The sequence below is a fragment of the Pseudoselenomonas ruminantium genome (assembly GCF_900142515.1).
GTDB lineage: Bacteria > Bacillota > Negativicutes > Selenomonadales > Selenomonadaceae > Selenomonas_A > Selenomonas_A ruminantium_D.
The window spans coordinates 23200-47645 of the sequence record NZ_FRBC01000014.1 but is presented as its reverse complement, the minus strand read 5'-3'; the positions used below and the strand labels follow the sequence as shown (position 1 = coordinate 47645).

General features: G+C 50.6%; 21 protein-coding genes. 8 read left to right on the top strand and 13 right to left on the bottom strand.

Annotated features, from left to right (window positions below; genetic code table 11):
- Positions 1–2: 2 nt before the first annotated feature.
- The 5 genes from BUB68_RS08275 to BUB68_RS08255 form a co-directional block, all read right to left on the bottom strand.
- On the bottom strand, positions 3–2096 hold the full coding sequence (locus tag BUB68_RS08275; protein ID WP_256625839.1) for a TonB-dependent receptor: 2094 nt from the start codon (positions 2094–2096) through the stop codon (positions 3–5).
- Between the two features lie 401 nt (positions 2097–2497).
- Positions 2498–3493 carry an inorganic phosphate transporter gene (locus BUB68_RS08270; protein ID WP_073090004.1) on the bottom strand — a complete coding sequence of 332 codons (996 nt, stop codon included), beginning with the start codon at positions 3491–3493 and terminating at the stop codon, positions 2498–2500.
- Positions 3486–4112, bottom strand: a complete 627-nt coding sequence (locus tag BUB68_RS08265; protein WP_014424307.1) for a DUF47 domain-containing protein — start codon at positions 4110–4112, stop codon at positions 3486–3488. The genes BUB68_RS08270 and BUB68_RS08265 overlap by 8 nt, the downstream gene beginning before the upstream one ends.
- Positions 4113–4323: 211 nt before the next feature.
- Positions 4324–5565 carry an aminotransferase class I/II-fold pyridoxal phosphate-dependent enzyme gene (locus BUB68_RS08260; RefSeq protein WP_256625837.1) on the bottom strand — a complete coding sequence of 414 codons (1242 nt, stop codon included), beginning with the start codon at positions 5563–5565 and terminating at the stop codon, positions 4324–4326.
- 286 nt (positions 5566–5851) lie between these two features.
- Positions 5852–7081 carry an aspartate kinase gene (locus tag BUB68_RS08255; RefSeq protein WP_073089998.1) on the bottom strand — a complete coding sequence of 410 codons (1230 nt, stop codon included), beginning with the start codon at positions 7079–7081 and terminating at the stop codon, positions 5852–5854.
- Between the two features lie 328 nt (positions 7082–7409).
- On the opposite strand from BUB68_RS08255, the gene uraA reads away from it, so the two are divergent.
- From uraA to BUB68_RS08235, 4 genes are all read left to right on the top strand, one after another.
- On the top strand, positions 7410–8681 hold the full coding sequence (gene uraA / locus BUB68_RS08250) for a uracil permease (RefSeq protein WP_073089996.1): 1272 nt from the start codon (positions 7410–7412) through the stop codon (positions 8679–8681).
- Entirely contained in the window at positions 8678–9556 is an 879-nt protein-coding gene (locus BUB68_RS08245) for an RluA family pseudouridine synthase (RefSeq protein ID WP_073089993.1), read from the top strand. Before uraA ends, BUB68_RS08245 begins: the two co-directional genes overlap by 4 nt.
- A gap of 157 nt (positions 9557–9713) precedes the next feature.
- The gene (locus BUB68_RS08240) at positions 9714–11531 is read left to right on the top strand and encodes a bifunctional metallophosphatase/5'-nucleotidase (protein ID WP_073089990.1); all 1818 of its coding nucleotides are present in this window, start codon (positions 9714–9716) and stop codon (positions 11529–11531) included.
- A 48-nt stretch (positions 11532–11579) separates the two neighbouring features.
- The gene (locus BUB68_RS08235) at positions 11580–12569 is read left to right on the top strand and encodes a helix-turn-helix transcriptional regulator (RefSeq protein WP_073089987.1); all 990 of its coding nucleotides are present in this window, start codon (positions 11580–11582) and stop codon (positions 12567–12569) included.
- 110 nt (positions 12570–12679) lie between these two features.
- On the opposite strand, the gene BUB68_RS08230 is transcribed toward BUB68_RS08235, so the two are convergent.
- Both BUB68_RS08230 and BUB68_RS08225 read right to left on the bottom strand, forming a co-directional pair.
- Positions 12680–12898, bottom strand: a complete 219-nt coding sequence (locus tag BUB68_RS08230) for a cation transporter (RefSeq protein ID WP_073089984.1) — start codon at positions 12896–12898, stop codon at positions 12680–12682.
- 38 nt (positions 12899–12936) lie between these two features.
- Positions 12937–14871, bottom strand: a complete 1935-nt coding sequence (locus BUB68_RS08225; RefSeq protein ID WP_073089981.1) for a heavy metal translocating P-type ATPase — start codon at positions 14869–14871, stop codon at positions 12937–12939.
- Between the two features lie 277 nt (positions 14872–15148).
- Here BUB68_RS08225 and fba point away from each other — a divergent pair, with 277 nt between their 5' ends.
- Together fba and BUB68_RS15420 are read left to right on the top strand one after the other, a co-directional pair.
- Complete coding sequence (fba, locus tag BUB68_RS08220) at positions 15149–16144, top strand: class II fructose-1,6-bisphosphate aldolase (protein WP_014424300.1); 996 nt, start codon at positions 15149–15151, stop codon at positions 16142–16144.
- Between the two features lie 481 nt (positions 16145–16625).
- Positions 16626–16820 carry a hypothetical protein gene (locus tag BUB68_RS15420; RefSeq protein WP_073089978.1) on the top strand — a complete coding sequence of 65 codons (195 nt, stop codon included), beginning with the start codon at positions 16626–16628 and terminating at the stop codon, positions 16818–16820.
- A 61-nt stretch (positions 16821–16881) separates the two neighbouring features.
- Here BUB68_RS15420 and BUB68_RS08210 read toward each other — a convergent pair whose 3' ends face one another.
- The 6 genes from BUB68_RS08210 to tatA all read right to left on the bottom strand — a co-directional run bounded on the left by BUB68_RS08210 (position 16882) and on the right by tatA (position 22899).
- Positions 16882–18549, bottom strand: coding sequence for a formate--tetrahydrofolate ligase (locus tag BUB68_RS08210; protein WP_073089975.1), 1668 nt, complete (start codon positions 18547–18549; stop codon positions 16882–16884).
- 131 nt (positions 18550–18680) lie between these two features.
- Positions 18681–19541, bottom strand: a complete 861-nt coding sequence (folD, locus tag BUB68_RS08205) for a bifunctional methylenetetrahydrofolate dehydrogenase/methenyltetrahydrofolate cyclohydrolase FolD (RefSeq protein WP_073089972.1) — start codon at positions 19539–19541, stop codon at positions 18681–18683.
- Positions 19542–19564: 23 nt separating this feature from the next.
- Positions 19565–20413, bottom strand: coding sequence for a 4-hydroxybenzoate octaprenyltransferase (locus BUB68_RS08200; protein WP_143188125.1), 849 nt, complete (start codon positions 20411–20413; stop codon positions 19565–19567).
- Complete coding sequence (locus tag BUB68_RS08195) at positions 20410–21870, bottom strand: menaquinone biosynthesis decarboxylase (RefSeq protein ID WP_073089966.1); 1461 nt, start codon at positions 21868–21870, stop codon at positions 20410–20412. Before BUB68_RS08195 ends, BUB68_RS08200 begins: the two co-directional genes overlap by 4 nt.
- Positions 21871–21893: 23 nt before the next feature.
- The gene (tatC, locus tag BUB68_RS08190; RefSeq protein ID WP_073089962.1) at positions 21894–22667 is read right to left on the bottom strand and encodes a twin-arginine translocase subunit TatC; all 774 of its coding nucleotides are present in this window, start codon (positions 22665–22667) and stop codon (positions 21894–21896) included.
- 13 nt (positions 22668–22680) lie between these two features.
- Positions 22681–22899 carry a twin-arginine translocase TatA/TatE family subunit gene (gene tatA, locus BUB68_RS08185; RefSeq protein ID WP_073089959.1) on the bottom strand — a complete coding sequence of 73 codons (219 nt, stop codon included), beginning with the start codon at positions 22897–22899 and terminating at the stop codon, positions 22681–22683.
- A 397-nt stretch (positions 22900–23296) separates the two neighbouring features.
- On the opposite strand from tatA, the gene BUB68_RS08180 reads away from it, so the two are divergent.
- Together BUB68_RS08180 and BUB68_RS08175 are read left to right on the top strand one after the other, a co-directional pair.
- Entirely contained in the window at positions 23297–23593 is a 297-nt protein-coding gene (locus tag BUB68_RS08180; protein WP_218587685.1) for a hypothetical protein, read from the top strand.
- A gap of 166 nt (positions 23594–23759) precedes the next feature.
- Entirely contained in the window at positions 23760–24338 is a 579-nt protein-coding gene (locus BUB68_RS08175; protein WP_081371922.1) for an IS66 family transposase, read from the top strand.
- Positions 24339–24446 lie beyond the last annotated feature (108 nt).

Genomic DNA, 24446 nt, shown 5'->3' with positions numbered 1-24446 from the left:
CTTTAGAATTTATAATTCATACCTACAAAATATGTGCGTTCCGCACCGGGCACCAACGTCGCAGTGGCCCCGCCAGCAGAATCGTACTCATAGTAGTCCTTGCCCAGCACATTGGTGACCCCGCCATACCAAGTCAGATCCTTGTTCTGCTGGAACTTGAAGCCCAGATCCAGCAATCCATAGGAATGGACGATATTGCCATCTTCATGGCGATCGCTTTCCTTGATGAAGTTGTTATACTTGCCAAAGAACGTATACTTGGCATTGACACTCCACTGCTTGTCGAATTTATAATCCGCTGTCAGCAGGACTTTGTGCTGTGGCACAGCCTTCAATCCGCTGTTCGTGAAATCAATCTCATCTTCCCCGTGGGCAGCCATCAGGGCCCGGCCTTGGGCCGTGTAATCCCGGCGCCCATGAAGATACGTATAGCCTTCCTGCAAACGCAGCTTGCCCAACCGCTGGGAGAAGCTGGTCTCTACACCTCGACGCTTGGTGTTATACATATTGTATGTCCTATATTCCCAGCCATAAGCCCCTCGGAAATAGGGACGCTCCAGCTCATTGTTGGTTTCCGAAGCAAACAGCGTCAGGCTCACTGTAGAAGCCCCCCATTTGTCCCGCAATCCCATTTCCCACAAATTGTAACGTTCCTCCTGTGCATCTGTGGCGGCGTAGACTTTCCTGCTCCGGTCCGAATACACTTCATCACAGATCTGCAGACCGTCGGGACTGGTATAGCCCCGCTCATAGCGCAGGAAAACCTTCCCTAAGTCACTGTATTGGTAACCGACAGAAAGCTCCCCAGCGGTATTCCAACGATTCGAGGAATCCACGCCGCCAATTGGCCGGGCTGCCGTGCCGCCGTCTTTGTCAAACTTCCAGATGAGCTTTTCCCGACGCAGGCCCTGAGTGTACGTCAATCGTCCCCGCTTCATCTTGTTCAGCAGATACAAGGCCTCTGTGGTCTTGTCATAATTGAAATCCATCAGCTTGCCACGGACACTGGTCTTATATTTCAGATGAGACTCCTGCTCAAAGATGTCCACACCCATGAGCAGGGAATCACTGCTGCCATAGCTCCAATCCAGACGCATACGAGAACCATAAGATTTGGTCTTCATCTTTCCATCAAAGAATTTCGTATTGGTATAATAACCGTCCGTATAGAAGAAGTCCCCGCTGTACTTCAGTTTCGCCCCGAAATTCTGATTATAGCTCAGATTGTATGTATCCAGTTCCCGGTCACCGTTCAGGTAATCGCTGTCTTTGTCCGGACGATAGCTATGACCATAGGCATCGATTTTCCAGCGGCTCACGTTCTGCAGGAATTTGCTGTCCTCCTCCAGATGGCTGTAACGGAAGGTCAGGCTGTGATCCAGATCCGCATCATAACGGAAGCCACCATAGGCGTAGTTGCTCTTGCGATAAGTGTTCACGAAAAACAGATCCCGGTCCAGCCGTGCAAAGCCCGCCTGAACTGCTGCCTTATCTCCCACCTTCGTGCCATAATTCACGCTGGCCCGATAGCCATCGGAGTTCCACTCCGTATTCACGCTGCTGCGGGGCTTCTGCAGGGAACGCAGGTTGGTGGTGATATTGATGATACCGCCAGCTGCCCCACTGCCATAGATGACAGAGCCACCACCGGGGATGATCTCGATTTTTTCAATCTGCTCCATCGGCACATAATCATAATTATTGGGCAGAGGATGATTCACCATGGTGGTGATGGGCGCACCATCCACCAAAACCTGAATGTTACGGGTGGCCTGCTCGCTGCCCTGGCCCCGGATATCCACCTGCCCCCAACCCGTTGCCCCCACATTGATGCTGGGCTGGTCCTTGAGCACATCGGAAATGCTCTTATAGCCTTTTTCCTCCATGTCCTTCTTGGTAATAACGATAATCTGCTTGGTATCCCGCAGCTTTTCTACCTCCACATAGTCAGGCCGCACATAGCTGTCACTTAAGCGGATGCTCTCCTGCGCTGTCCTCTCCGCAGCGGCAACAGTTCCCACATCTGTCGTCCATACATTGCCTCCTGCTAAAATTCCCAGCATAACCCATCCTGCCAACTTTTTTCTGTCTGTCATTCTCTGATCATCCTCCTAAATATGAATGAGATTCATATTTGAATCTCATTCGCAATCAATAATCATTATCAATTGCACGCTGTTTATAATATCAGCATTGATTATTATTGTCAATACCAAAATAAACACTATCTCTTTTAAAGAAAGCGTACACCATATCAAAAGAGGTAACTCTTTGACTGCTGAATATTCTCCAGCTTGCAAAAGAGTTACCCCTATGACCTTATGCCCTCATCAAAAATGGGCACTTTATTTAATTCGTATGTTCGTTTTTCCCTATCCTTCCCACTTCAATATCCGATACACCATGACTTCGTATATATTCCACCACAATATCCTCTATTGCACCATATACGCCCAACAGCCGGGCATCCTTCAGCATGGTATAAAATTATGCGATATTACATGAACATACAAACAATCTTGTAGAACAACGCTCCCATAAGCGCCGTACACGGGATTGTGAGTACCCAGGCCATGACCATCTGTTGGGCCACGCCCCATCTTACCGCATTGACACGCTTCGCCGTGCCAACGCCCATGATGGAACCAGACACCACATGCGTGGTACTTACCGGCAGATGCAGGAGCGTTGCGCCGAAGATGACCGTCGAGGAATTGAGGTCAGCCGCAAAGCCGGAAATGGGTTCCAATTTGAAAATCTTGCCGCCAATGGTGCGGATGATCCTCCGTCCGCCCATCGCCGTGCCAAGCGCCATCGCCGTAGCGCAGAGCACCTTTACATAAGTCGGCACTTCAAACTCGCCGATATAACCACCAGCCAGCAGGGCCAGCGTGATGATACCCATGGACTTCTGCGCATCATTGGAACCATGGGAGAATGCCATCATCGCTGCCGAAAGGATCTGCATCTTCTTGAACTTATGGTTGATAGCCGAAGGGCTGAATCCACCAAAAATCCGGAAAAGCAGCAACATCACGATGCAGCCGGTACAGATGGCAATGATTGGGGAGCCAATCAGGGACAGGACAATCTTGCCGATGCCCCAGAAATTCAGCCCCTGCTCACCCACGGATACGAGCACAGCACCGATAATACCGCCTACTAATGCATGGGATGAACTGGATGGCACCGCAAACCACCAGGTCAGGATGTTCCAGATAATGGAACCGGCCAGTGCTGCAATCAATACATGCTCATCTACCATCTGGGCTGAACTTACGATATCCGCACCAATAGTCTTGGCTACGCCAGTACTGTACATAGCACCAATGAAATTCAGGCCTGCCGCCATCATAATGGCATGGCTGGGATGAATAGCCCGTGTAGACACTGCCGTAGCAATAGCATTGGCCGTATCGTGGAAGCCGTTGATGAAGTCAAAGAGCAAGGCCAGTATAATGACTGTAAAGATTAAAAGCTGTAACTCATGCATACTTCATTACCACTCCCCGAATCATATCCGACAGCTTCTCGCAATGATCCAGTGTGTCTTCGAGTTTTTCCAGTATATCCTTCCATTTGATCAACTCAATGGGGTCTTTTTCCTTGTCAAAGAGATAGGCTACTTCATGACGATACACCCGGTCACCTTCGCTTTCGAGCTGGGCAATCTTATGGGTGGCATCAAGAATCTGTGCCTGGTTTTTCCGAATGTCCTTCAACAGGGAGAACGCACGGATGATTTCCTCCGTCGCTTCAATCAAGAGTTTTGTCAGGGAAACAGCACCGGTCATAGCCTTGCCTGTGCGGTACATCACGATGCGCTGGAGCGTGCCCTGCAGGTAATCCACGCCATCATCAAGGCCGTTAGCCAGTGCATAGATGTCTTCCCGGTCAATGGGGGTGATAAAGGTGAGATTAAGCTTGTCAATAATGGCATCGTTGATGCGATCTGCCTCATGTTCAAGATCCATGATTTCCTTGACCTTGTCCGTAGCCTTGCTGTAATCAAGCATTACTTCGTCCATCATCAGCGCACCCTTATAGAAATAATTGGCGCTTTCCACGAACAAATCAAAGAACTCGCTGTCCTTTTTTTTGAATTTAAACATACTGTTCTGCGTCCTCCCGAAAGAAATATCACATACACACAAGTTAACTATAACATCATTTGCCCTATGGTTCAACCGCAAATTTTCACGTATATAAAAAAACAGGTCAACTCCTACTATTATATAGAAGAGTTGACCTTCGTAAAAAAATATTTTCGTTCGGAAAAATTCACACAGATGACGGTTCAATCTGACCAATCAAACGGAAGACTTACCAATTCTCTACAGCCTTCAAAGCCTTGAGAACCTTGGCGGCTACGCCATGCATCTTCTCTTCCGGCACACAGCAGGCGGCCACGCGTACACCCATCTTCAAAGGCACAGCGAAAATCAGATCATCATGGAGCTTGTTGCAGACGGCCTGCGGATCAGCAGCCGGTACAGACAGGAAGAAACCGCCGTTGTAAGGCAGGGCATTGAGGCCACATTCCTTGGCTTCTTTCATGAAGACTTCAGCGCGCTTCTGGATGGTTTGATAGAAGCTATCGCGTTCGTTCTCATACTCCGTGCGCAAAGCATCATCCTGCTGGATCTTCACCAGCGTGGTCATAGCAGCGCGGTTGATATTGGACCAGGTAGCACGGCTCGTGTACTTGTTGATATCCTGGAATTCCGTGATGACCGCTTCGCTGGAAGATACGCCCACCAAAGCGCCCGTGCGCTGGCCATAAGCCGTATAGCCCTTGGACATGGAGAAGGCAAACATGATGAAGACATTTTCCGGCAGATTGCTGAACTTGCGCATGAAACGGCGGGTTGCATTCTTTTCACCAGCGAAATCGATATAGGCGATGTCCACCAGGATGCTCATCTTCTTGCCCTGAGCCGCGTATTTCTTCGCCAGAGCCAGCACCTGATCCCAATCCTCTTCCGTCAGGCTGAAGCCCGTAGGATTATGAACCGGCGTGTTGATGATGACCAGCAGGCTGTCCTGCTCCTGGAAGATTTCGGCTACCTTATCTGCATAAGCAGAGATATTGAAATTATTGTTTGCATCAAAGAGCTTGTAATTGACCAGCTTGCAGCCACATTCGTTGCAAATGACGTTATAAGTGCCCCAGAACCAGTCAGAGGTCAGCACCTTCGTACCGCGTTCTGCATAGTTGGCTACAGCGTGATGGATAGCCCCCGTGCCGCCCGCCGTAGCGCAGGAAGCGATGAAGCCCTCCGGACGGTTATCCGCAAAGACCAGCTTCTCCACTTCAGCCAGATACGCCGGCAGACCGGCAATCGGAGCATAACGGAACATCTCCTCCGTCTTCAGGCTGCGGTAAACTTTCTCCACCGTAGGCAGAACGGCCAAACCGCCTTCATCATTCATCATCATGCCGATGGTGGCGTTGGTTACCTTATCCAAACCATGTTTTTCCGCTGCTTTGTTACAAGCCGCCGTGGCTCCAAAAATCGCATCCCGTAACTTCTTATCCGCCGCATGGCTGGCTGCCATTGTCATAAACAAGCTCTCCTCTCAAACTCCATAAACATTTACTAAAACTAAAAATCTACTCACAGGTAATATAATAACTGTTTCCGCCTGTCCTGTCTACCCACACAAGTGTATGTATACAATATTTTTGTGAAATTGACGACAAATGCACATCAAAAGCTGCCCCCTTCAGAGGAAGTGAGTCCGCAGGACACGAAAGGGGCAGCTCATTGACCGGCCAGTTCTACCTGGCAAAAGCCCCTTCCAGTCACTTCGTGACTACCTCCCCCTAAAGGGGGCGGTCATATGTCAATCAGTTCTTCGGGAAAAATTCGTCATGGATAGCGTTGACAGCCTCTTTCAGCACAGACCCCTTCACCAGACAGGAAATACTGATCTCGGAAGTGCTGATGATATCGATGTTGATGCCCTTCTGGGACAATGCACCGAACATGCGGGCAGCAGTACCCGGATTGCCCAGCATACCAGCACCAACGATGGAAACCTTGGCCACGTCTTCTTCAATCAGCACAGCCACAGCACTGAGTTTGTCCGCTACACCGTCTACGACCTTTTTGGCCTGAGCCAGATCGCCAGCGGCTACAGTGAATACCATGTCCGTGACATTCTTTTCGATATTGCGGATACTCTGCACGATCATATCCACGTCGATATTGGCATCAGCCAGCGCAGAGAAAATCTCATGGGCAATACCCGGCGTATTGGGGATGCCAAGGACAGCAATCTTAGCTACTTTTTCATCATGGGCTACGCCCCGAATCACAAAATCTTTATCTTCCATCGTGTAATCCTCCCTAATAAAGGTACCAATATCAGTCGTAAAAGTAGAACGTACATGAATGGGGATGCCGAAGTACTCACCCATTTCCACGGAGCGCGGCTGCATGACACCAGCACCAAGGCGGGCCATTTCGAGCATTTCATGATAGGTGATCTCACGCATCTTGCGGGCACCTTTGACAATGCGCGGATCAGCAGAATACACGCCATCCACGTCCGTAAAGATTTCGCAGGAGTCCGCCTTCAAGGCACCGGCGATAGCCACGGCAGATGTATCCGAACCGCCACGCCCCAACGTTACATAGTCGCCCAGAGAGTTCGCTCCCTGGAAGCCCGTGATCACGACGACCTTGCCCGCATCCAGCTCCTTATGCACGCGTTCCGGCTGGATATCCTTGATACGCCCCTTCGTATAGACATCATTGGTCTGCACGCCAGCCATCGGCCCGGTAAGAGATACCGCATCCTGGCCCAAGGTCTTGAAAGCCATCGCCATGAGCGAAGCGGACTGCTGCTCACCGGTGGTCAGGAGCATATCCATCTCTCTTGTATATTGATAAGGATTCTTCGTGATCCCTTCCGCCAGCTCAATCAGATCATCCGTGGTATCGCCCATAGCGGAAACCACCAGCACGATTTTGTCCCCAGGCTTTTTCTCGCCTAAGACGCGCTTGGCAATATTCATGATTTTTTCCGTGGTCGCGACCGAGCTGCCACCGAATTTCTTTACAATAAGTGCCATAACTCTCCCCCTAAACTTTCATAAGAAACAAATCCGCAGGCCACGGAACGCTTCTTTTTGTATACTTGATGTTTAATCGAAACATATTATAACCTAAAAAAGGTCACCTGTCTATAAATTTTCATCAATTTATGTAAAATTGTTCATTTGCAAGAAACATATTTTACTTTTCATGTTACAAAGATACAGTTTTACAGAAAAATCCGGACGTAAAATGATAAATATTTTCCATTTTTAATTGCAAGCAATCCATTATTGGACATAAGTCCCTTTTGTGCTATAGTATTAGAGATTTTATTTACCCATTTATTTTAAGGAGTGTATCATTTTGCAAAACCGTACAATCGGTGTCAGTGAGCGCCTGCCACTGCTCGAAACCCTGCCGCTTTCCCTGCAGCATCTCTTCGCCATGTTCGGCTCCACGGTGCTAGTGCCCATTCTCTTCCATGTGAATCCGGCTACTGTCCTGCTCTTCAATGGCATTGGCACATTGCTGTATCTGACCTTATGTAAGGGAAAGATTCCTGCTTATCTCGGTTCCAGCTTCGCCTTCCTGTCCCCGGTATTCCTGGTACTGGGCCAGTACAGCTATGAAGCTGCTTTAGGCGGCTTTATCGCCGTTGGCCTGGTTTTCTGTATTGTCGGTCTCATCATCAAGGCCGTGGGTACCCACTGGATTGACGTGCTCTTCCCGCCCGCTTCCATGGGTGCCATCGTAGCCGTCATCGGCCTGGAGCTGATGCCTACAGCCGCAGGAATGGCTGGTCTGACTGGTAAGGGCGACAGCACGACCATCTTCGTATCCCTGATTACACTGGCCATTACGGTATTTGCTTCGGTAGCCTGCCGCGGCTTCCTAGCCATCATCCCCATCCTGCTTGGTGTCGTGGGCGGTTATATCATCGCTGCTCTTTGTGGTCTGGTGGATCTGGCCAGCGTGGAAGCAGCCCCCTGGTTTGCCCTGCCCACCTTCTATACGCCGGAATTCAACCTCGATGCCATCCTGATCATCCTGCCGGCTGCACTCGTGGTCATCGCTGAGCATGTGGGCCATCTGATTGTCACAGGCAATATCGTCGGCGCAGATTTTGCCAAGGACCCAGGCCTTGACCGTTCCATTCTGGGCAACGGTATCTCTACCGTTATCTCCGGCTTCTTCGGTTCCACGCCGAATACCACCTATGGCGAAAATATCGGCGTCCTCGCCATCACGAAAGTATTCTCTACCTGGGTTATCGGCGGCGCTGCTATCTTTGCCATCATCCTGTCCTGCCTGGGCAAGCTGGCGGCCCTGATTCAGAGCATCCCGACACCGGTCATGGGTGGCGTTTCCCTGCTGCTTTTCGGTGTTATTGCCGCCTCCGGTATCCGCGTGCTGGCCGAAAGCAATATCGACTACAACAATCCGCTTAACCTGATGCTGACGGCTATCGTGCTGGGACTGGGCGTTTCCACAGCCAGCATCACCATCGGCACCATCACGCTCAAAGGCATGTCCCTGGCCACGGTGGTGGCCATCATCCTGTCTCTGTCTTTCCAGCTTATCGGCAAACTCCATAAGTCTGTGACCGATGACGAGCCCGAAACCGTGAAAGAATGACCCGTATTGAAGTAACGCTTGATAACGCCTTGACCTCTATGCCGGTCAGGGCGTTTTTGAAAGCGCAGACAGGCATATCCAATACCATCTGGAAGCGCATCAAGAATTCCGGCACCTTTGCCATCAATGGCGTAAATGCCAACGCTGCCCGTTCCGAGGTAAAGGACGGCGATATCATCACCTATGATATCCTGCGGCCTTCCGATATCGAAGCCGAGGAATTGCCGCTGGATATCCGCTATGAGGATGAATGGCTGCTGGTCATCAACAAGCCCGCAGGACAACTCGTACATCCCACCACGAAGGAAAGTCATGGAACTGTGGGCAATGCCCTGATGCATTATTTCGCTGCCAAAGGCGAATCCCATGCGTTCCATCCTGTCCACCGTCTGGACCGGGATACCAGCGGCCTGCTGCTTGTCGCCAAGGAACCGCAGATACAATACCTGCTCTCGCCCAAGGGCTGCAAGAATTTCAAGCGGGAATATCAGGCCATTATCGAAGGACAGTTAACGCCTTCGGCAGGCACTATCGATGCCCCCATTGCCCGAGCCCTGCCCAGCATCATCCTGCGCAAGGTTGACCCGGAGGGCCAGCCGGCCCGTACCCATTACCGAACCAGCAAAACCAATGGCCAGTTCTCTTTGCTTGAATTGGAACTGGAAACCGGGCGTACACACCAGATCCGCGTCCATATGGCGCACATGGGCCATCCGTTATTGGGAGATGACCTCTACGGCGGCAATATGGAATGGATTCAGCATCAGGCGCTGCACGCTTTCCGCCTGAGCTTCAGACATCCTATGAGCAACAAAGACCTAGTCATCACAGCCCCGCCGCCGGAAGACTTTCAGCAAATCTCAGCGGGTATCTAAACAACCGCCCTCAGATATAAGAGGGCGGTTGTTATTATTTAGGAGACATTAAGATGAAAATATGCTAAAATAATAAATATTCACCTGTATCTGCAATCCCCCGCAGATATGAGTAAGACTGTACACTCAAATCCAATCCACTGGAGGTTTTTATTTCATGTTAAGCAGAAGAAACTTTTTACAGCTACTACTGGCAGGCGGCGTAACAGCAGCCGTTGAAGGGATTTCCGGCGTAAAAGCCCTGGCTTCAGCAGGCGATACGGTACAACTTACTATTTTAGGCACCAGCGATGTGCATGGCCGTTTTATGCCCTGGGACTATGCTACGGATACGGAGGATCGTTCCGGCAGCTTAGTACAGCTATATACCGCCATCAAACAGATCCGGCAGGAAACACCGAATGTCATCTTAGTGGACTGCGGCGACTCCATCCAGGACAACAGTGTGGAACAATTCAATACCAAGCCCCATCAGCCCATGATTGTCGCCATGAACGAAATGAACTATGATACATGGACCATGGGCAACCACGAATTCAACTTCGGCCTGGATGTGCTCAAACACGTAACCGACCAATTCAAGGGCAAGAACCTCTGCGGCAACGTGTACTATGAAGACGGACGCCGTTACCTGCCCGCCTCCGCCATCGTAGAAAAAGCGGGCATCAAGATCGGTATCATCGGCCTGAACACGCCCATGATCGCGGAGTTCGAAAAAGATACCGACCATCTGAAAGGCGTAACGGTAACGAATCCCACGACAGAAACCCGCAAGATCATCGAAGAATTGAAAGGCAAAGCCGACATTTTGATTGGCGTCATGCACATGGGGCTGGAAAACGAGAACAATCATCCGGATACCAGTGTCACAGATGTTGCCAAGGCCAATCCGGAACTTACGGCCATTGTAGCCGGCCATATGCACAAAAATGTCAGCAGTGCTACCGTAAACGGCGTACTGATTTCCGAACCTTACAAATACGGCCAGGCCCTCACGCGTATCGATCTGACCCTTTCCCGCAAGGACAACCGCTGGGAAGTTACAGAGAAAAAAGCCCAGACCATTCCCATGAAAAATTATGACAGCGACGGTAAATTAGTCGAAATCCTCGCCCCCTTCCATCTGGAAGCCCGTAAAACAGCCAATGAGGAAATCGGTACAGTCACTGGCATGAACATGGTTCCGGAAGACACCATTCCAGGTATCAGTGAAGTACAGGTAGCCGATACCCCACTGACCAATTTCTTCAATGAAGTACAGCTCCACTACAGCGGCGCTGATGTGACCTCTGTCATGATCAGCCGGGACAACGCCCAAATGGCTGCAGGCCCGGTACGACGTAAGGATATTGCCTTCAATTATCAGTACACCGGCGGTGAGACTACTGTATATGAGATCACGGGCAAGGATCTGCGCACTTATATGGAATGGTCAGCAGCCTATTTCAACCAAAAACAGCCAGGAGATATTGCCCCCAGCTACAATCCTGTCCGTCGCGCATCCAAATACAGCACCAATGATATTTTCGGCGGCGTGAACTATGTAATCGATCTCACCGAGCCTGCTGGCAGCCGTATCAAGGATCTGCGCCTCAAACGCACCGGGAAGCGAATCAAAGATACCGACAAGATCAAATTGGGTATGAACGCCTATCGCATGAACCAACTTACGGCAAAAGACGGTATCTTTGCCGGCCAGCAATTCCCTCAGATCTGGACCAGCCTTGAAGCTTTCGGTGAGAACGAAGGAACCATCCGCAATATGTCCATCCGCTACATAAAAGAAGTAAAAAATGGCGTTCTGGCCGTCAAGCCAGTAAACGACTGGCATATCAGCGGCTTTGACCGAAAGAATGCATCGTATCAAAAAGCGGCCCAGCTGTTGCGCGCAGGGAAGATCACGCTGCACAATTCTGCTGATGGGAAATACACGAACATCGCGTCCCTGAATGAGCAGGATATCTCGCAGCTGTAATACAAAAAGATCATCCCCTGGAAAGATATGGGGAAAGGAGAACTTGTCATGTCCATCGCTTCACCCAATATAGCAGATTTCCTGCCGCAAATATCATCTGGCACATTGGAAATAAACGCCCACTATCCTCAGCAAAAAGACCACGGCCGCCTGGATCAATGGCATCCCATACTTCCCCAGGGCAAAGGGCTTATCGATAATTTTCACCTGTTCCCCGGCCTGCATTTATCCCATGTCCGCTTTCTGGCTCCGGAAGTCCGCTACCAGCATCCGGCTTCCGACATGGTCATCGAAATCAATCACTGCCGCCGTGGCCGCTCCAGCTGGCATCTGCAGGGAGAAAGACTTCTCACGCTGAAGGCCGGTGATATCGACATCCATACGACAGACTGTTGTGCCGATTCCCGTCAGGAATTTTCCGCGGGTTTCTATGAAGGTATCACCATCTCCCTGGATCTCAATATCTTCGGCAAAAAACTGCCGGCTATCCTGCAGGAAGCGCATCTGAGCACCGAACAGCTTTATCAGGATTTTTGTATGCCTGACAGCCCTTTGCTGCTTCCCAGCGGAAGTTCCCTGGACCGGCTTTTGACACCACTCTACAATATTCCTGACAGCATCCGCCTGCCATATTATCAGCTGAAAGTTCAGGAAATCCTGCTGCTGCTTTCTGTCTGGAAGCCCAATGCAGCACCTGACCGCCTGCAATATCATACAGAACAGGCCGGACGCCTGCAGGAAATCTATACCTTTTTGACCAACGACCTCTCCGCCCGCCATACCATAGCCCAGCTGGCACAAAGATTCCATATCAATCCCACCACCTTGAAACGCGAATTCAAACAAACTTACGGGCTGCCAATTGCCCAATTCATGCAAGAATACCGCATGCAGCAGGCCATGAAACGCATACGCGAAACAGATACCCCTCTGTCTGTCATCGCTCAGGAGGTTGGCTATGCCAACCAAAGCAAGTTTGCTGAAGTCTTCAAAAAGATTACAGGAAAATTGCCCTCAGCGTACCGCAGACAATCATAACCACCGCTATCCCAAAAGAGGCTGTGAAGAAGTCTTATGCTTCCCCCTACAGGGGACAGCTTTTGACTTTTTCACAGCCTCTTTCTAGATGATTTTCAGATTGACTTTGATTAGAGGTATACTTCGCAATCGTCTTCTACACGTTTGCAGTTATTGCGGACATTTTCCATGACCGTCTTGACATCATGTCCCTCTTCAAATTCTACCTTCATCTTCAGCCCCATGAAATTGACCGTTGCATCTTTGACTCCCGGTGTATTCTTGGCAGCCTCTTCCATCAGATTCGCACATGCAGCACAGTCCACATCGATTTTATAAACTTTTTTCATAAAAACTACATCCTTTCTTGTATCCTACAGGAATGGTCTCACGCTACAGTCGCATCCGGAAGGTTGCGGCTGTTTTCTTTTACCTGCCAGACAGACTTAGGGACAAACATTGCCCGTACAGCGTTCAAAACAGCCAGAACCATAACTCCCACATCAGCGAAAATAGCCGCCCACATATTAGCAAAGCCCAGAGCGCCTAAAATCAGCACCAGTACCTTGACTCCAACAGAGAACCAAATATTCTGTTTGACAATCCGCAAAGTCTTACGGGCAATACGCTTCGCCACTGAAATCTTTAATGGATCATCATCCATCAGCACTATATCAGCAGCTTCTATGGCTGCATCTGAACCCAAAGCTCCCATGGCAATCCCCACATCAGCACGGGAGAGTACCGGGGCATCATTGATGCCATCTCCCACAAAGGCCAGTTTGCCAGTCTTTTTCTGCTGCAGCAGCTCTTCGACCTTGGCCACTTTATCCTGCGGCAACAGCTGGCTGTATACCGTATCCAGCTGCAAATCTGCCGCCACCTTATCCGCTGTCCTGCGGCTGTCACCAGTGAGCATGACCGTTTTTTTGATGCCATTGCGTTTAAGTGCACGAATTGCTTCATGAGCATGGTCTTTCACCACATCCGCAATGATGATATGGCCGGCATACTCTCCATCCACAGCCACATGAACCATCGTGCCCACTTCATCACATTCATGCCATTTGGCACCGATGGCATCCATCATCTTGGCATTGCCTACACAGACGATCCTGCCATTGACCAAAGCACGGATACCATGCCCAGCAATTTCCTCTACCTTTTCCACCTGGCAGCCATCGGCCTCGTTGCCAAAGGCATTGCGCAGGGATTCGGCAATAGGATGGGTAGAATAGCGCTCCACATGAGCAGCAAGATGCAACAGCTCATTTTGATCTAACTTATCCGTATGGATGGCATTGACCTGAAAAACACCTTTTGTCAATGTACCAGTCTTATCAAAGACCACCGTATCCACTTCCGACAAGGTTTCCAGATAATTCGATCCCTTTACCAGCACCCCCTGACGGCTGGCACCGCCGATACCGGCAAAGAAACTGAGCGGTATGCTGACCACCAATGCACAAGGACAGCTGATAACCAGGAACGTCAAAGCGCGGTAAATCCAGGTTCCCCACTCAGGGGCCATGCCCATGCCAAACCAACGCACCAGCGGCGGCAAAAAGGCCAAAGCCAAAGCCGCATATACAACAATCGGTGTATAAACTCTGGCAAATTTACTGATAAAGTCCTCCGATCGGGACTTCCTGGAGCTGGCATCTTCCACCATCTCCAAGATCTTGGAAGCCGTTGACTCATCAAATTCCTTGGTAGTCTTGATTTTCAAAAGACCATTGATATTGACACAGCCACTGATGACTTCATCGCCTTCCCTGGCCTCCCGTGGCAAGGATTCACCAGTCAAAGCTACCGTGTTCAAACTGGAAGTACCTTCTACTACCACACCGTCCAGAGGAATCTTTTCGCCGGGCTTGACTACGATGACACTGCCAATCTCTACTTCATATGGATCGACCCGCTCAATCACACCATCTGCCTGCTGCAGATTCGCATAGTCTGGACGAATGTCCATCAGATCGCTGATATCCCGGCGACTGCGGTTCACAGCATAAGATTGGAACCACTCCCCTACCTGATAGAAAAGCATGACGGCAATCGCTTCCGTGTAATCACCATCCTCATAAACAGCCAGTGCTATAGCACCGATAGTGGCAATGGCCATGAGCAGGCTTTCATCAAAAGCACGGCGGTTCCTGATTCCCTTGCCTGCCTTATATAAAATATCATAACCAATGATGAAATAAGGCACGAGATAAGCCATAAAACGAGGCAGTCCCGCCAAAGGCGCATAAGCCAGGGCAATCATCAGGACAGCAGCCACGACAATGCGCACAAGATTTTTCTTCTGCTTCTGATTCATAAGCATTCCTCCCTGAACCAGCTGTTGCAGCCAGTCATTATTATATATGAACAATCATTCATTTGTTGAATAGATTATAGCATTTTCTGGAACAGATAACAGAAAAAAACGAAAGAATGAACTATTTGGAGTAAAAATAAACCAAATGGATTATTCACATTTGTTATATAAAATCATGCATTTTTTTTTCAGAGCCTATACGAGAAGTATTTTCTATGATATAATAATCAAGGTTCAACAAAAAATATTGAACAGTATTCTTAGGGGGTAATGAAAAATGCCATTAGTTGGAACTAAAGAAATGTTCAAGAAAGCTTACGAAGGCGGCTACGCTATCGGTGCTTTCAACGTCAACAACATGGAAATCGTACAGGGTATCACGGAAGCAGCTGCTGAGCTGAATTCCCCGGTTATCCTGCAGGCATCCGCTGGTGCCCGCAAATATGCAAAGGGCCCGTATCTCCGTCACCTCGTTGAGGCTGCTCTGGAAGTCAACGACATTCCTGTTGCTCTGCACCTCGACCATGGCGCAGATTTCGAAACCTGCAAAGCTTGCATCGATGACGGTTTCACGTCTGTAATGTTCGATGGTTCTCATTATGATTTCAAAGAGAACATCAAACGTACGCAGGAAGTTGTTGCTTACGCACATGAACATGGCGTTTGCGTAGAAGCTGAGCTGGGCAAATTGGCTGGTATCGAGGATGATGTTAAGGTTGCTGCTCATGAAGCAGCTTACACGCAGCCGGAAGAAGTTGAAGAGTTCGTCAGAGAAACTGGCGTAGACTCCCTGGCTATCGCTATCGGTACTTCCCATGGCGCATTCAAGTTCAAGCCGGAACAGTGCACGCGCAACGCTGAAGGCGTTCTCGTACCGCCCGAACTGCGTTTCGATATCCTGGCTGAAATCGAGAAGAAGATTCCGGAATTCCCGATCGTTCTTCATGGTGCTTCTTCCGTTATTCCAAAGTACGTTCAGATCATCAACGCTAACGGCGGCAAACTGGACGATGCTATCGGTATTCCTGAAGATCAGCTCCGCAAAGCTGCTAAATCCGCAGTTTGCAAGATCAACATCGACTCCGACCTGCGTCTGGCTCTTACGGCTGGTATCCGTGAGCACTTCATGGCTAACCCGGGCCACTTCGACCCGCGTCAGTATGTTGCTGATGGCCGCGCTTACATCAAGGAACTCGTTGAACACAAAATCAAAGAAGTTCTCGGTTCCGATGGTCGTGCAGACGAAATCATGGCGCTCATCAACGCAAAATAATTGCCTGATCGGCATAAAAGAAGGAGGCTCCTTTCGGAGCCTCTTTTTTATGCTTCACCAGACCGAATAACAAAGGCAGCCCGCTGACTCGACTGAGTCGGCGGACTGCCTTATTGCAGTTTGTAGTTTAGTTCGTGCTGAAGGTATCCCGTTCATACGCAGCAGGGGTTCACGGGGGAGTGCTTTTTCTGTTTCCGCTAAACGACCCTCCCTGTAAGGTTAGAGATGTTTAGCTAGATTGCGCCGGGCAGGCCAGCGGCGCGTCTTTCAGTGTGCTCTTTAGCTGCTGCCTACGTCGGGCCGGTCTTCGCTGCGCTTAGACGGTCGCTCCCACAGAAAAAGCACTCCCCCGTTCGCCCCCTGTCACGATTTTGGCAATTGACACGAACTCGGTTCTCCTGTAACAAGAACATCGATGTGCTTGCACCTTACAGCCGGAACATAGCAATATACTCAAACGTAACGGTGGGTGGCGGTGGGGATGCTTTTTCGCCGACGGAACGACTGTCCGAACGAAGTGAGGGCTGGCCCGCAAACAGTATATGCTTGGCGCTTCGTTGACAGGAGCGCCGCCGGCCTGCCCGGCGCAGGTAGCTGGAAGATGCGTACTTCTGCTGGCGGGTCATTTAGTGGAGCGGCGAAAAAGTATTCCCACCGCCGCCCCACTGCTTTGTAACGAATTGTGTTCCAGCTCGCACCAACAAACTGCTATTTTCACAGCCTTTTATTGACTTAACTTAGAACAAGCCGGTAATCTTACCGTCGTTATCAATGTCCATATTCTCAGCGGCGGGCTTCTTGGGCAGGCCCGGCATGGTCAGGATATTGCCCGTCAAAGCCACGATAAAGCCGGCACCAGCGGAAATCCGCAGTTCGCGCACCGTAACCGTGAAGCCTTCTGGACGGCCAATCTTCGTGGCATCATCAGACAGGGAATACTGCGTCTTGGCCATGCAGATTGGCATCTTGTCAAAGCCCAGTTCTTTGATCTCTGCCAGCTGCTTCTTGGCTGCAGCGGTGAAAGCAATGCCATCAGCACCATAGATTTCCTTGGCAATGGCGGTGATCTTCTCCTCCACGCTTTGTTCTGTCTCGTAGATAAAGTGGAAGTTGTTTTCCTTCTGCATAGCTGCTTCGACTTTTTCGGCCAGCTTCAGGCCACCTTCGCCGCCTTTTGCCCAGACTTCGGACAGAGCCACTTCGGCGCCACGCTTGTTGCAGGCAGCTTCCACAAAGTCCAGTTCCTCTTTCGTATCCGTCGGGAAGGCATTGATGGCCACTACTGCCGGCAGGCCGAACTTCTGGATGTTCTCGATGTGCTTCTCGAGGTTCTGCATGCCTTTTTCCAAGGCTTCCATATTGACCTGACCGAGGTCTTTCTTGTCCATGCCGCCGTGCATCTTGAGGGCGCGCACCGTGGCCACGATGACCACTGCATCGGGATGGATACCCGCGAAGCGGCACTTGATATTGAGGAATTTCTCAGCGCCCAAGTCCGCACCGAAACCAGCTTCCGTCACTACCACATCGGCAAATTTCAGCGCAAACTTCGTCGCCATGACGCTGTTGCAGCCATGCGCGATATTGGCAAAGGGGCCGCCATGGATAAAGGCCGGCGTGCCTTCCAGAGTCTGTACGAGGTTCGGTTTGATGGCATCCTTGAAGAGCAGGGTCAAAGCACCGGTTACATTGAGTTCCTTGGCTCTGACCGCACGGCCATCACGGGTATAGGCCACCACGATCTCGCCCAGACGCTTCTTCATATCCTCGAGGTCAGACGCCAGACAGAGAATCGCCATCATTTCCGAAGCTACCGTGATATCAAAGCCGGTTTCCCGGGGCACGCCATGAGCCTTGCCGCCCATGCCGATCACCACATGACGCAGGGCGCGGTCATTAAGGTCGAGGACGCGCTTCCAGACCACCCGGCGCACGTCGATATCGAGGGCATTACCCTGCTGGATATGATTGTCAATCACAGCTGCCAGCAGGTTATGAGCCGTCGTGATGGCATGGAAGTCACCCGTGAAGTGCAGGTTGATGTCTTCCATGGGCACGACCTGCGCATAACCACCGCCGGCAGCGCCACCCTTGAGACCAAAGCAGGGGCCTAAAGAAGGTTCACGCAGGGCCACAGCTACTTTTTTCCCTTGTTTATGGAAGGCATCGGCGAGACCTACGCTGGTCGTGGTCTTGCCTTCACCAGCCGGCGTGGGGTTGATAGCCGTTACCAGCACCAATTTGCCGTTTTCCCGGTCTTTCACCCGCTGCCAGGCATCGAGACTGATTTTGGCCTTGTATTTGCCGTAGAGTTCCAGTTCGTCTTCTGAGATGGAAAGTTTCTCAGCAATACGGCGAATGTCCTGCATTTCTGCGCTCTGCGCAATTTCCACATCGGTTTTCATTGAGCTTTCTTCTCCTCTGCAATAAAACATAAAGCTTATATAAGAAAAAGACCGATAAGGGTGCCCCTTTTGGTGCTGCGCACCACTTCCCCCGAGGGGGAAGATAGGAGTCCTTTATGGTCTCTATCTACCTATCTCAGGTGCGCTTCTGCCGCCTGCACGACATTCTGCATCAGCATGGCTACGGTCAGGAGGCCTACGCCTCCCGGTACCGGCGTAATGGCGCCTGCCACTTCGCTGACGGGGTCAAAATCCACATCCCCCACCAATTTCTTGGGGGCAATGCGGTTGATGCCCACGTCAATGACCGTCGCACCTGGTTTTACCATATCTTTTTTTACAAATTGAGGCTTGCCGATGGCCGCCACGAGAATATCCGCCTGACGGGTGATTTCCGCCAGATTCTCCGTGCGGGAATGGCACACCGTCACCGTGGCATTCTTGCCCATGAGCAAATGGAACATAGGTTTGCCCACGATATTGCTGCGGCCAATGACCACGGCACGCTTGCCCGCAATCTCAATGCCCGCCATTTCCAGCATGCGGATACAGCCTGCCGGCGTGCAGGGCAAAAGGGCTGGCTCGCCCGTCACCATCTTGCCCACATTGACAGGATGGAAACCATCCACATCTTTTGACGGGTCAATGCGGTTGAGGATTTCCGCCTCAAACTGCGCAATCTGGGCAGGAAGCGGCAACTGCACGAGAATACCGTCAATCTTATCATCAGCATTCAATGCATCAATACGGGCAATGAGTTCGTCTTTCGTCGTCTCTTCCGGCAGGGCAATGACCTCCGAGTAAATACCCAGAGCAGCACACGCCTTGTCCTTGTTGCGGACATAGACTTCAGAAGCCGGGTCATTACCCACACGGATAACCGCCAGCCCCGGTGCACGGCCAAACTTTTCCTGCAAGGCCACCGCCCGTTTGCCGGCATCATCTTTTAACTGCTGTGCGAAAAACTTACCTTCAAGAATCTTTGCGGACATAGAGTCACCTCAATTTTGGGATACTATAAATAAAAACTTAGCCAAGTACAGACAAAGATAGCCACGGATACAATGCCGTTACGCATGAAATAGCGTTGTGTCACCTGACTGAAGTCTGTAGGGCTTACAATGCGATGCTGATAGATCAGGGTACCTGCGGCGATACCTACGCCAATGAAATAGAACTGGCCTAAGGACATCATCACGCCCACAGCAAAGAAGCAGGCTATGCAGATGACATGCATCGCAGCCGAGAGCTTGAACGCATTGTTTGCTCCATAACTGACTGCCAACGAATGCAGGCCCTGGCTCTTGTCGAATTCCTCATCCTGCGCACCATACATGGCGTCAAAGGCACCAATCCAAAGCGCCACAGCAATACACAGGAGCACCATCGGTGTCGTGATTTCCCCGCTGACACCTACCCAGCCGCCTGCCGGAGCCATGGCAATCGCCACGCCCAAAAACAGATGGCACCAGCCGGTAAAACGCTTGGTGAAGGGATAAATCAGGAACGGCAGCGCCGCCAACGGCAGCAGGTAAATGCAGACGGGATGCAGCTGGAGCACGGACAGGACCATCAGCAGCAGGCAGATCACGATGAAGACCTTGGCCTCCGTCTTGCTGATGCGCCCCTGCACCATGGCCCGGTAGCTCATGCGAGGCTGTTGGCTGTCATACTTCAGATCAGCCAGATTGTCCAGCGCCAGCGCCGCCGCCCGCCCCGTGGTGATGGCCAGCGCAATCCAGAACAAATCATGGAGGCTGGGGCTGCCCCCCCCCGCCAGCACTGCCCCCATAAAGGCAAAGGGCAGGTCAAAAATCGTGTGGTGCAAGGCCACGTTGTTGATATGGGCTTTAATATCTATCAATCCAGACCAAGCTCCTTCCACTTGGCATCAACCTTGGCCTTGATTTCCTCGCTCATATTGATTTCCTCCGGCCATTCGCGGGTATGCCCCTCCTCCGGCCAGGTCTTGGTGGCATCAATGCCCATCTTGGAGCCCCACTTTGCCATGGGCGAGGAATGGTCGAGAACATCCAGCGGGCCTTCCACGATTTCCAGGTCGTGCTTGGCATCGATGTTATTATACACCCGCCACCAAACTTCCTTCAAATCCTGCACGTTGACATGGGCATCCACCACGATGATCATCTTGACGTTCATCATCTGCCCCATGCCCCAGAGCGCATGCATGACCTTGCGGGCCTGCATGGGATACTGCTTCTTGATGGAAACGATACAGCAATCATGGAACACGCCTTCCAACGGCATGTTGATGTCGATGATTTCCGGCTGCATCTGCTGCAACAGCGGCAGGAAGATGCGTTCCGTGGCCTTGGCCAGGTAGCAGTCTTCCATAGGTGGCTTGCCCACCACCGTGGAGAAATAAATCGGGTCTTTGCGATGCGTGATAGCCGTGATATGGAACACGGGATAATCATCCGCCAGAGAGTAGTAGCCCGTATGGTCGCCAAAGGGACCCTCCCGGCGCTTCTCGTCCGTCAGCACATAACCTTCCAAGATGATTTCCGCATGGGCAGGTACTTCGATATCCACAGTCTTGCACTTGACCATTTCCACGGATTTATGCCGCAGGAAACCGGCGAAGACCATCTCGTCAATATCCCGGGGCAACGGTGCCGTAGCGGCATAAGTCACCACCGGGTCCGTGCCGATGGCCACAGCCGCCTCGATGCGGTCGCCACCCTGGGCTTTCGTATCCCGGAAGTTCTCGGCGCCGTTCTTATGGATATGCCAGTGCATCCCCGTGGTGCGGCTGTCGTATTTCTGCAGGCGGTACATGCCCACATTGCGCTTGCCCGTCTTGGGGTTCTTCGTGAATACCAGCGGCAGGGTCACGAAGGGGCCGCCATCATCCGGCCAGCATTTAAGGATGGGGATTTCGTCCAGATTCGGATTCTCCGTCTCCACCACTTCCTGACAGGGCGCATTCTTCACATATTTTGGGAAGTTGATGGCCCGCTTGATCATGGGGATCATGGTCACAACGCTCATCTTGTTCTGCAGGGACACATAGGGAAGCTTCAGCATTTCCCGCAATTCGTCCCCCACATCATCAAGCTTTTCCACCCCCAGCGCCATCGCCATACGCTCATAGCTGCCAAAAGCATTCATGAGCACGGGCATCTTGGAACCCTTGACATTCTCAAAGAGCAGGGCGACATTCTTGTCCCCCTCCATCTTGGATACCCGGTCGGTGATTTCCGTAATCTCCAGTTCCGGGTCAACTTCAGTCTTAATGCGTTTTAAGAGCCCCTTGGACTCCAAATCCGCCATAAACTCCCGCAAATCCTTGTAAGCCAAGCAATTACCTCCTCTTTACCAGCTTATCTGCGTAAAATATAACGAACAATAAAATAACCTACTTCATAGAGTACAATGATTGGCAAGGCAATCATGGACTGAGTGAACACATCCGGTGTCGGCGTGATGATTGCCCCCACCACGAAAGACAGGAAGATGATAATCCGCTGATACTTCTTGAGGAAAGCAGACGTAATCAACCCCAGCTTACCCATGATGGTCATGACCAAAGGCAATTCAAAGATAAAGCCAAAGGGCAGCACAAACATGATGACAAAGTCAAAGTACTTGTTTACGGATAATAATGCCTCCAGCTCCGTATTGCCGAAGCCCAAGAAAAACTTGATGCCCGCTGGCAATACCAGGAAAAAGGAAAAAGCCAGCCCACAGAAAAAAAGAACGACTGATGTCGGTACCACGATACCAAGCACCATGCGTTCCCTGGTGGTCAGGGCCGGCAGGAAAAACCGCCATACCTGCCAAAAGATAATGGGCAGTGCCAAGAGGAACCCGGCCACACAGGCCACCTTCAGATAAGTGAAGAAGGCTTCCGCAGGCTGCATATAGTAAAGCTTGCCCGCGGGCAGGGTGATGTAGTGCATGATTTCCTGAATATAGAAATAACCGACACAACTTCCCAGCGCCGTAGCCACCAGACATTTGATGAGACGGCTGCGAAGTTCGGTCAGATGGGCAATCAGGGACATGCTGCCATCATCCAGCACCACTTCGGCATCTGCCGGGGCGCCAATCTGTTTTGGCGCCTCGATTTCTTCATATTTTTGTTCTTCTGCCATCTACACCACCAGCTTACTGCTTCGTCTGCTGGTCAGCCTTAGGCAGTTCTTTCGGCTGCTCGGTCACGTTCATCATCTGCTGCTCTTCCGGCTTCTTGCTTTCCTCAACCACACCGGACTTGAACTCCTTGATACCCTTTCCCAAAGCCTTGCCAATCTCCGGCAGCTTGCTCGGTCCAAACACGATCAAAGCAACGAGCACCAGCGCACCTGCAGTATATGGACTAATCATGATAATTCCTCCTAAAACCGTTAATCTTTTTCACACCTATACATTATAGCGAAAATAGAAGAAAATCTCAATGTTGCATTGCACAAGGCGTAATAGGAAATTATTATGACACTATAAATTTAGGCTAAAGTCAAACATTTTCTCACTTATATTATAAACGCCAGCAAAACCACTGCCAACGATTAGATAATCATACATATATAGACCTCCCAGTAATAAAATCCATTCTCAATATACAAAAATTCAAATCTATGGTATGATATCCATGAAAAACAAATGTTTTTCTGAATAATATTTTTATCACCAAACTCCCTTGTCATAATATAGAAAGGACGATGCTGCTCACACCATCTATATAAACGGAACCTACAGAGGAATAGATGCATTAGGGTTGCTCATGCAAGATTTCTTCTGCGCTGATCCAGCAAAAATGCACTATTCAGAACTGACTGAACGAGCCGATTTTTTCAAGCATAAAAAAGAGGGGGGTAACACTGTGTGTAAAATAATGCAAACATTACAGGAGGAAGGGCGTGCCGAGGGGCGCGCTGAAGAGCGACTTGAAGGTCGTCTCGAAGAACGTACTTCCATGGCTATTGATATGCTTCGCGACAACAAACCTATGGATGAGATTATAAAATACTCCCGCCCTAGTCCTGAACGAATTGCAGAACTAGCCAAACAAATCAGTTAATTGTAACGGAAGTCCATCGGCATCGCACTACCCAGGGCCACTTTAGCCAACTGGGTCATACGATCTGCACAAGATTGGCTTGTGCCGCTGGTGGACCATATGCATACCTGAAAGGATACAAGGGAACTCTCCTAACAGATGGGTATGCCGGCTATGAGCAGGTTGCCTGCCCCGTGCCCATGCACTATGCTGGGCCCATGCCCGCAGGTACTTTGTGGAGGCACTGCCCCCTGACCTGAAACAGGAAGAAGCAGACACTTCCATCAGCGGCCAGGCCGTCAAGAGAATAAAAGAGCTGCTTGCCCTGGAAACCTTGGCAGACAAAACGCCCGAAGAACGGCAGCAGGAACGTCTACGGCTTGAAAAAGACAAGCTGGAGGCTTTTTTCGTATGGCTTGAAAAGGTACAGCCCGGCACGCTACCGAAATCTGCACTTGGCAAAGCCGTGAATTATGCCCTCAACCATAGGGAAGGACTCAGCATATATCTGAATGACGGCAATGCCGCCCTGTCCAACAATATCTGTGAACGTGCTATCCGAAGCTTCACCATCGGACGCAAGAACTGGCTATTTTCGGCCTCGCCGAAAGGAGCTGCGGCCAGCGCTGCCGTCTACAGCGTGGTTGAAACCTGCCAAGCCAATGGCATTGCCCCGTTCAAAAATCTGGTATATCTGTTTGAACGGATGCCCAACATGAATTTCAAAATCCACCCTGAAGAGCCGGGAGCTGCTTCCTTGGAATGAAGAATTTCAGAAAAACTGCAAATGAAAAAGCATGGCCTCAAACAAGGTCATGCTTTTTCGAGGGTGTGAATAAAAGTCTGTAAAAGGTCTTCTATGATTTCAGCATGG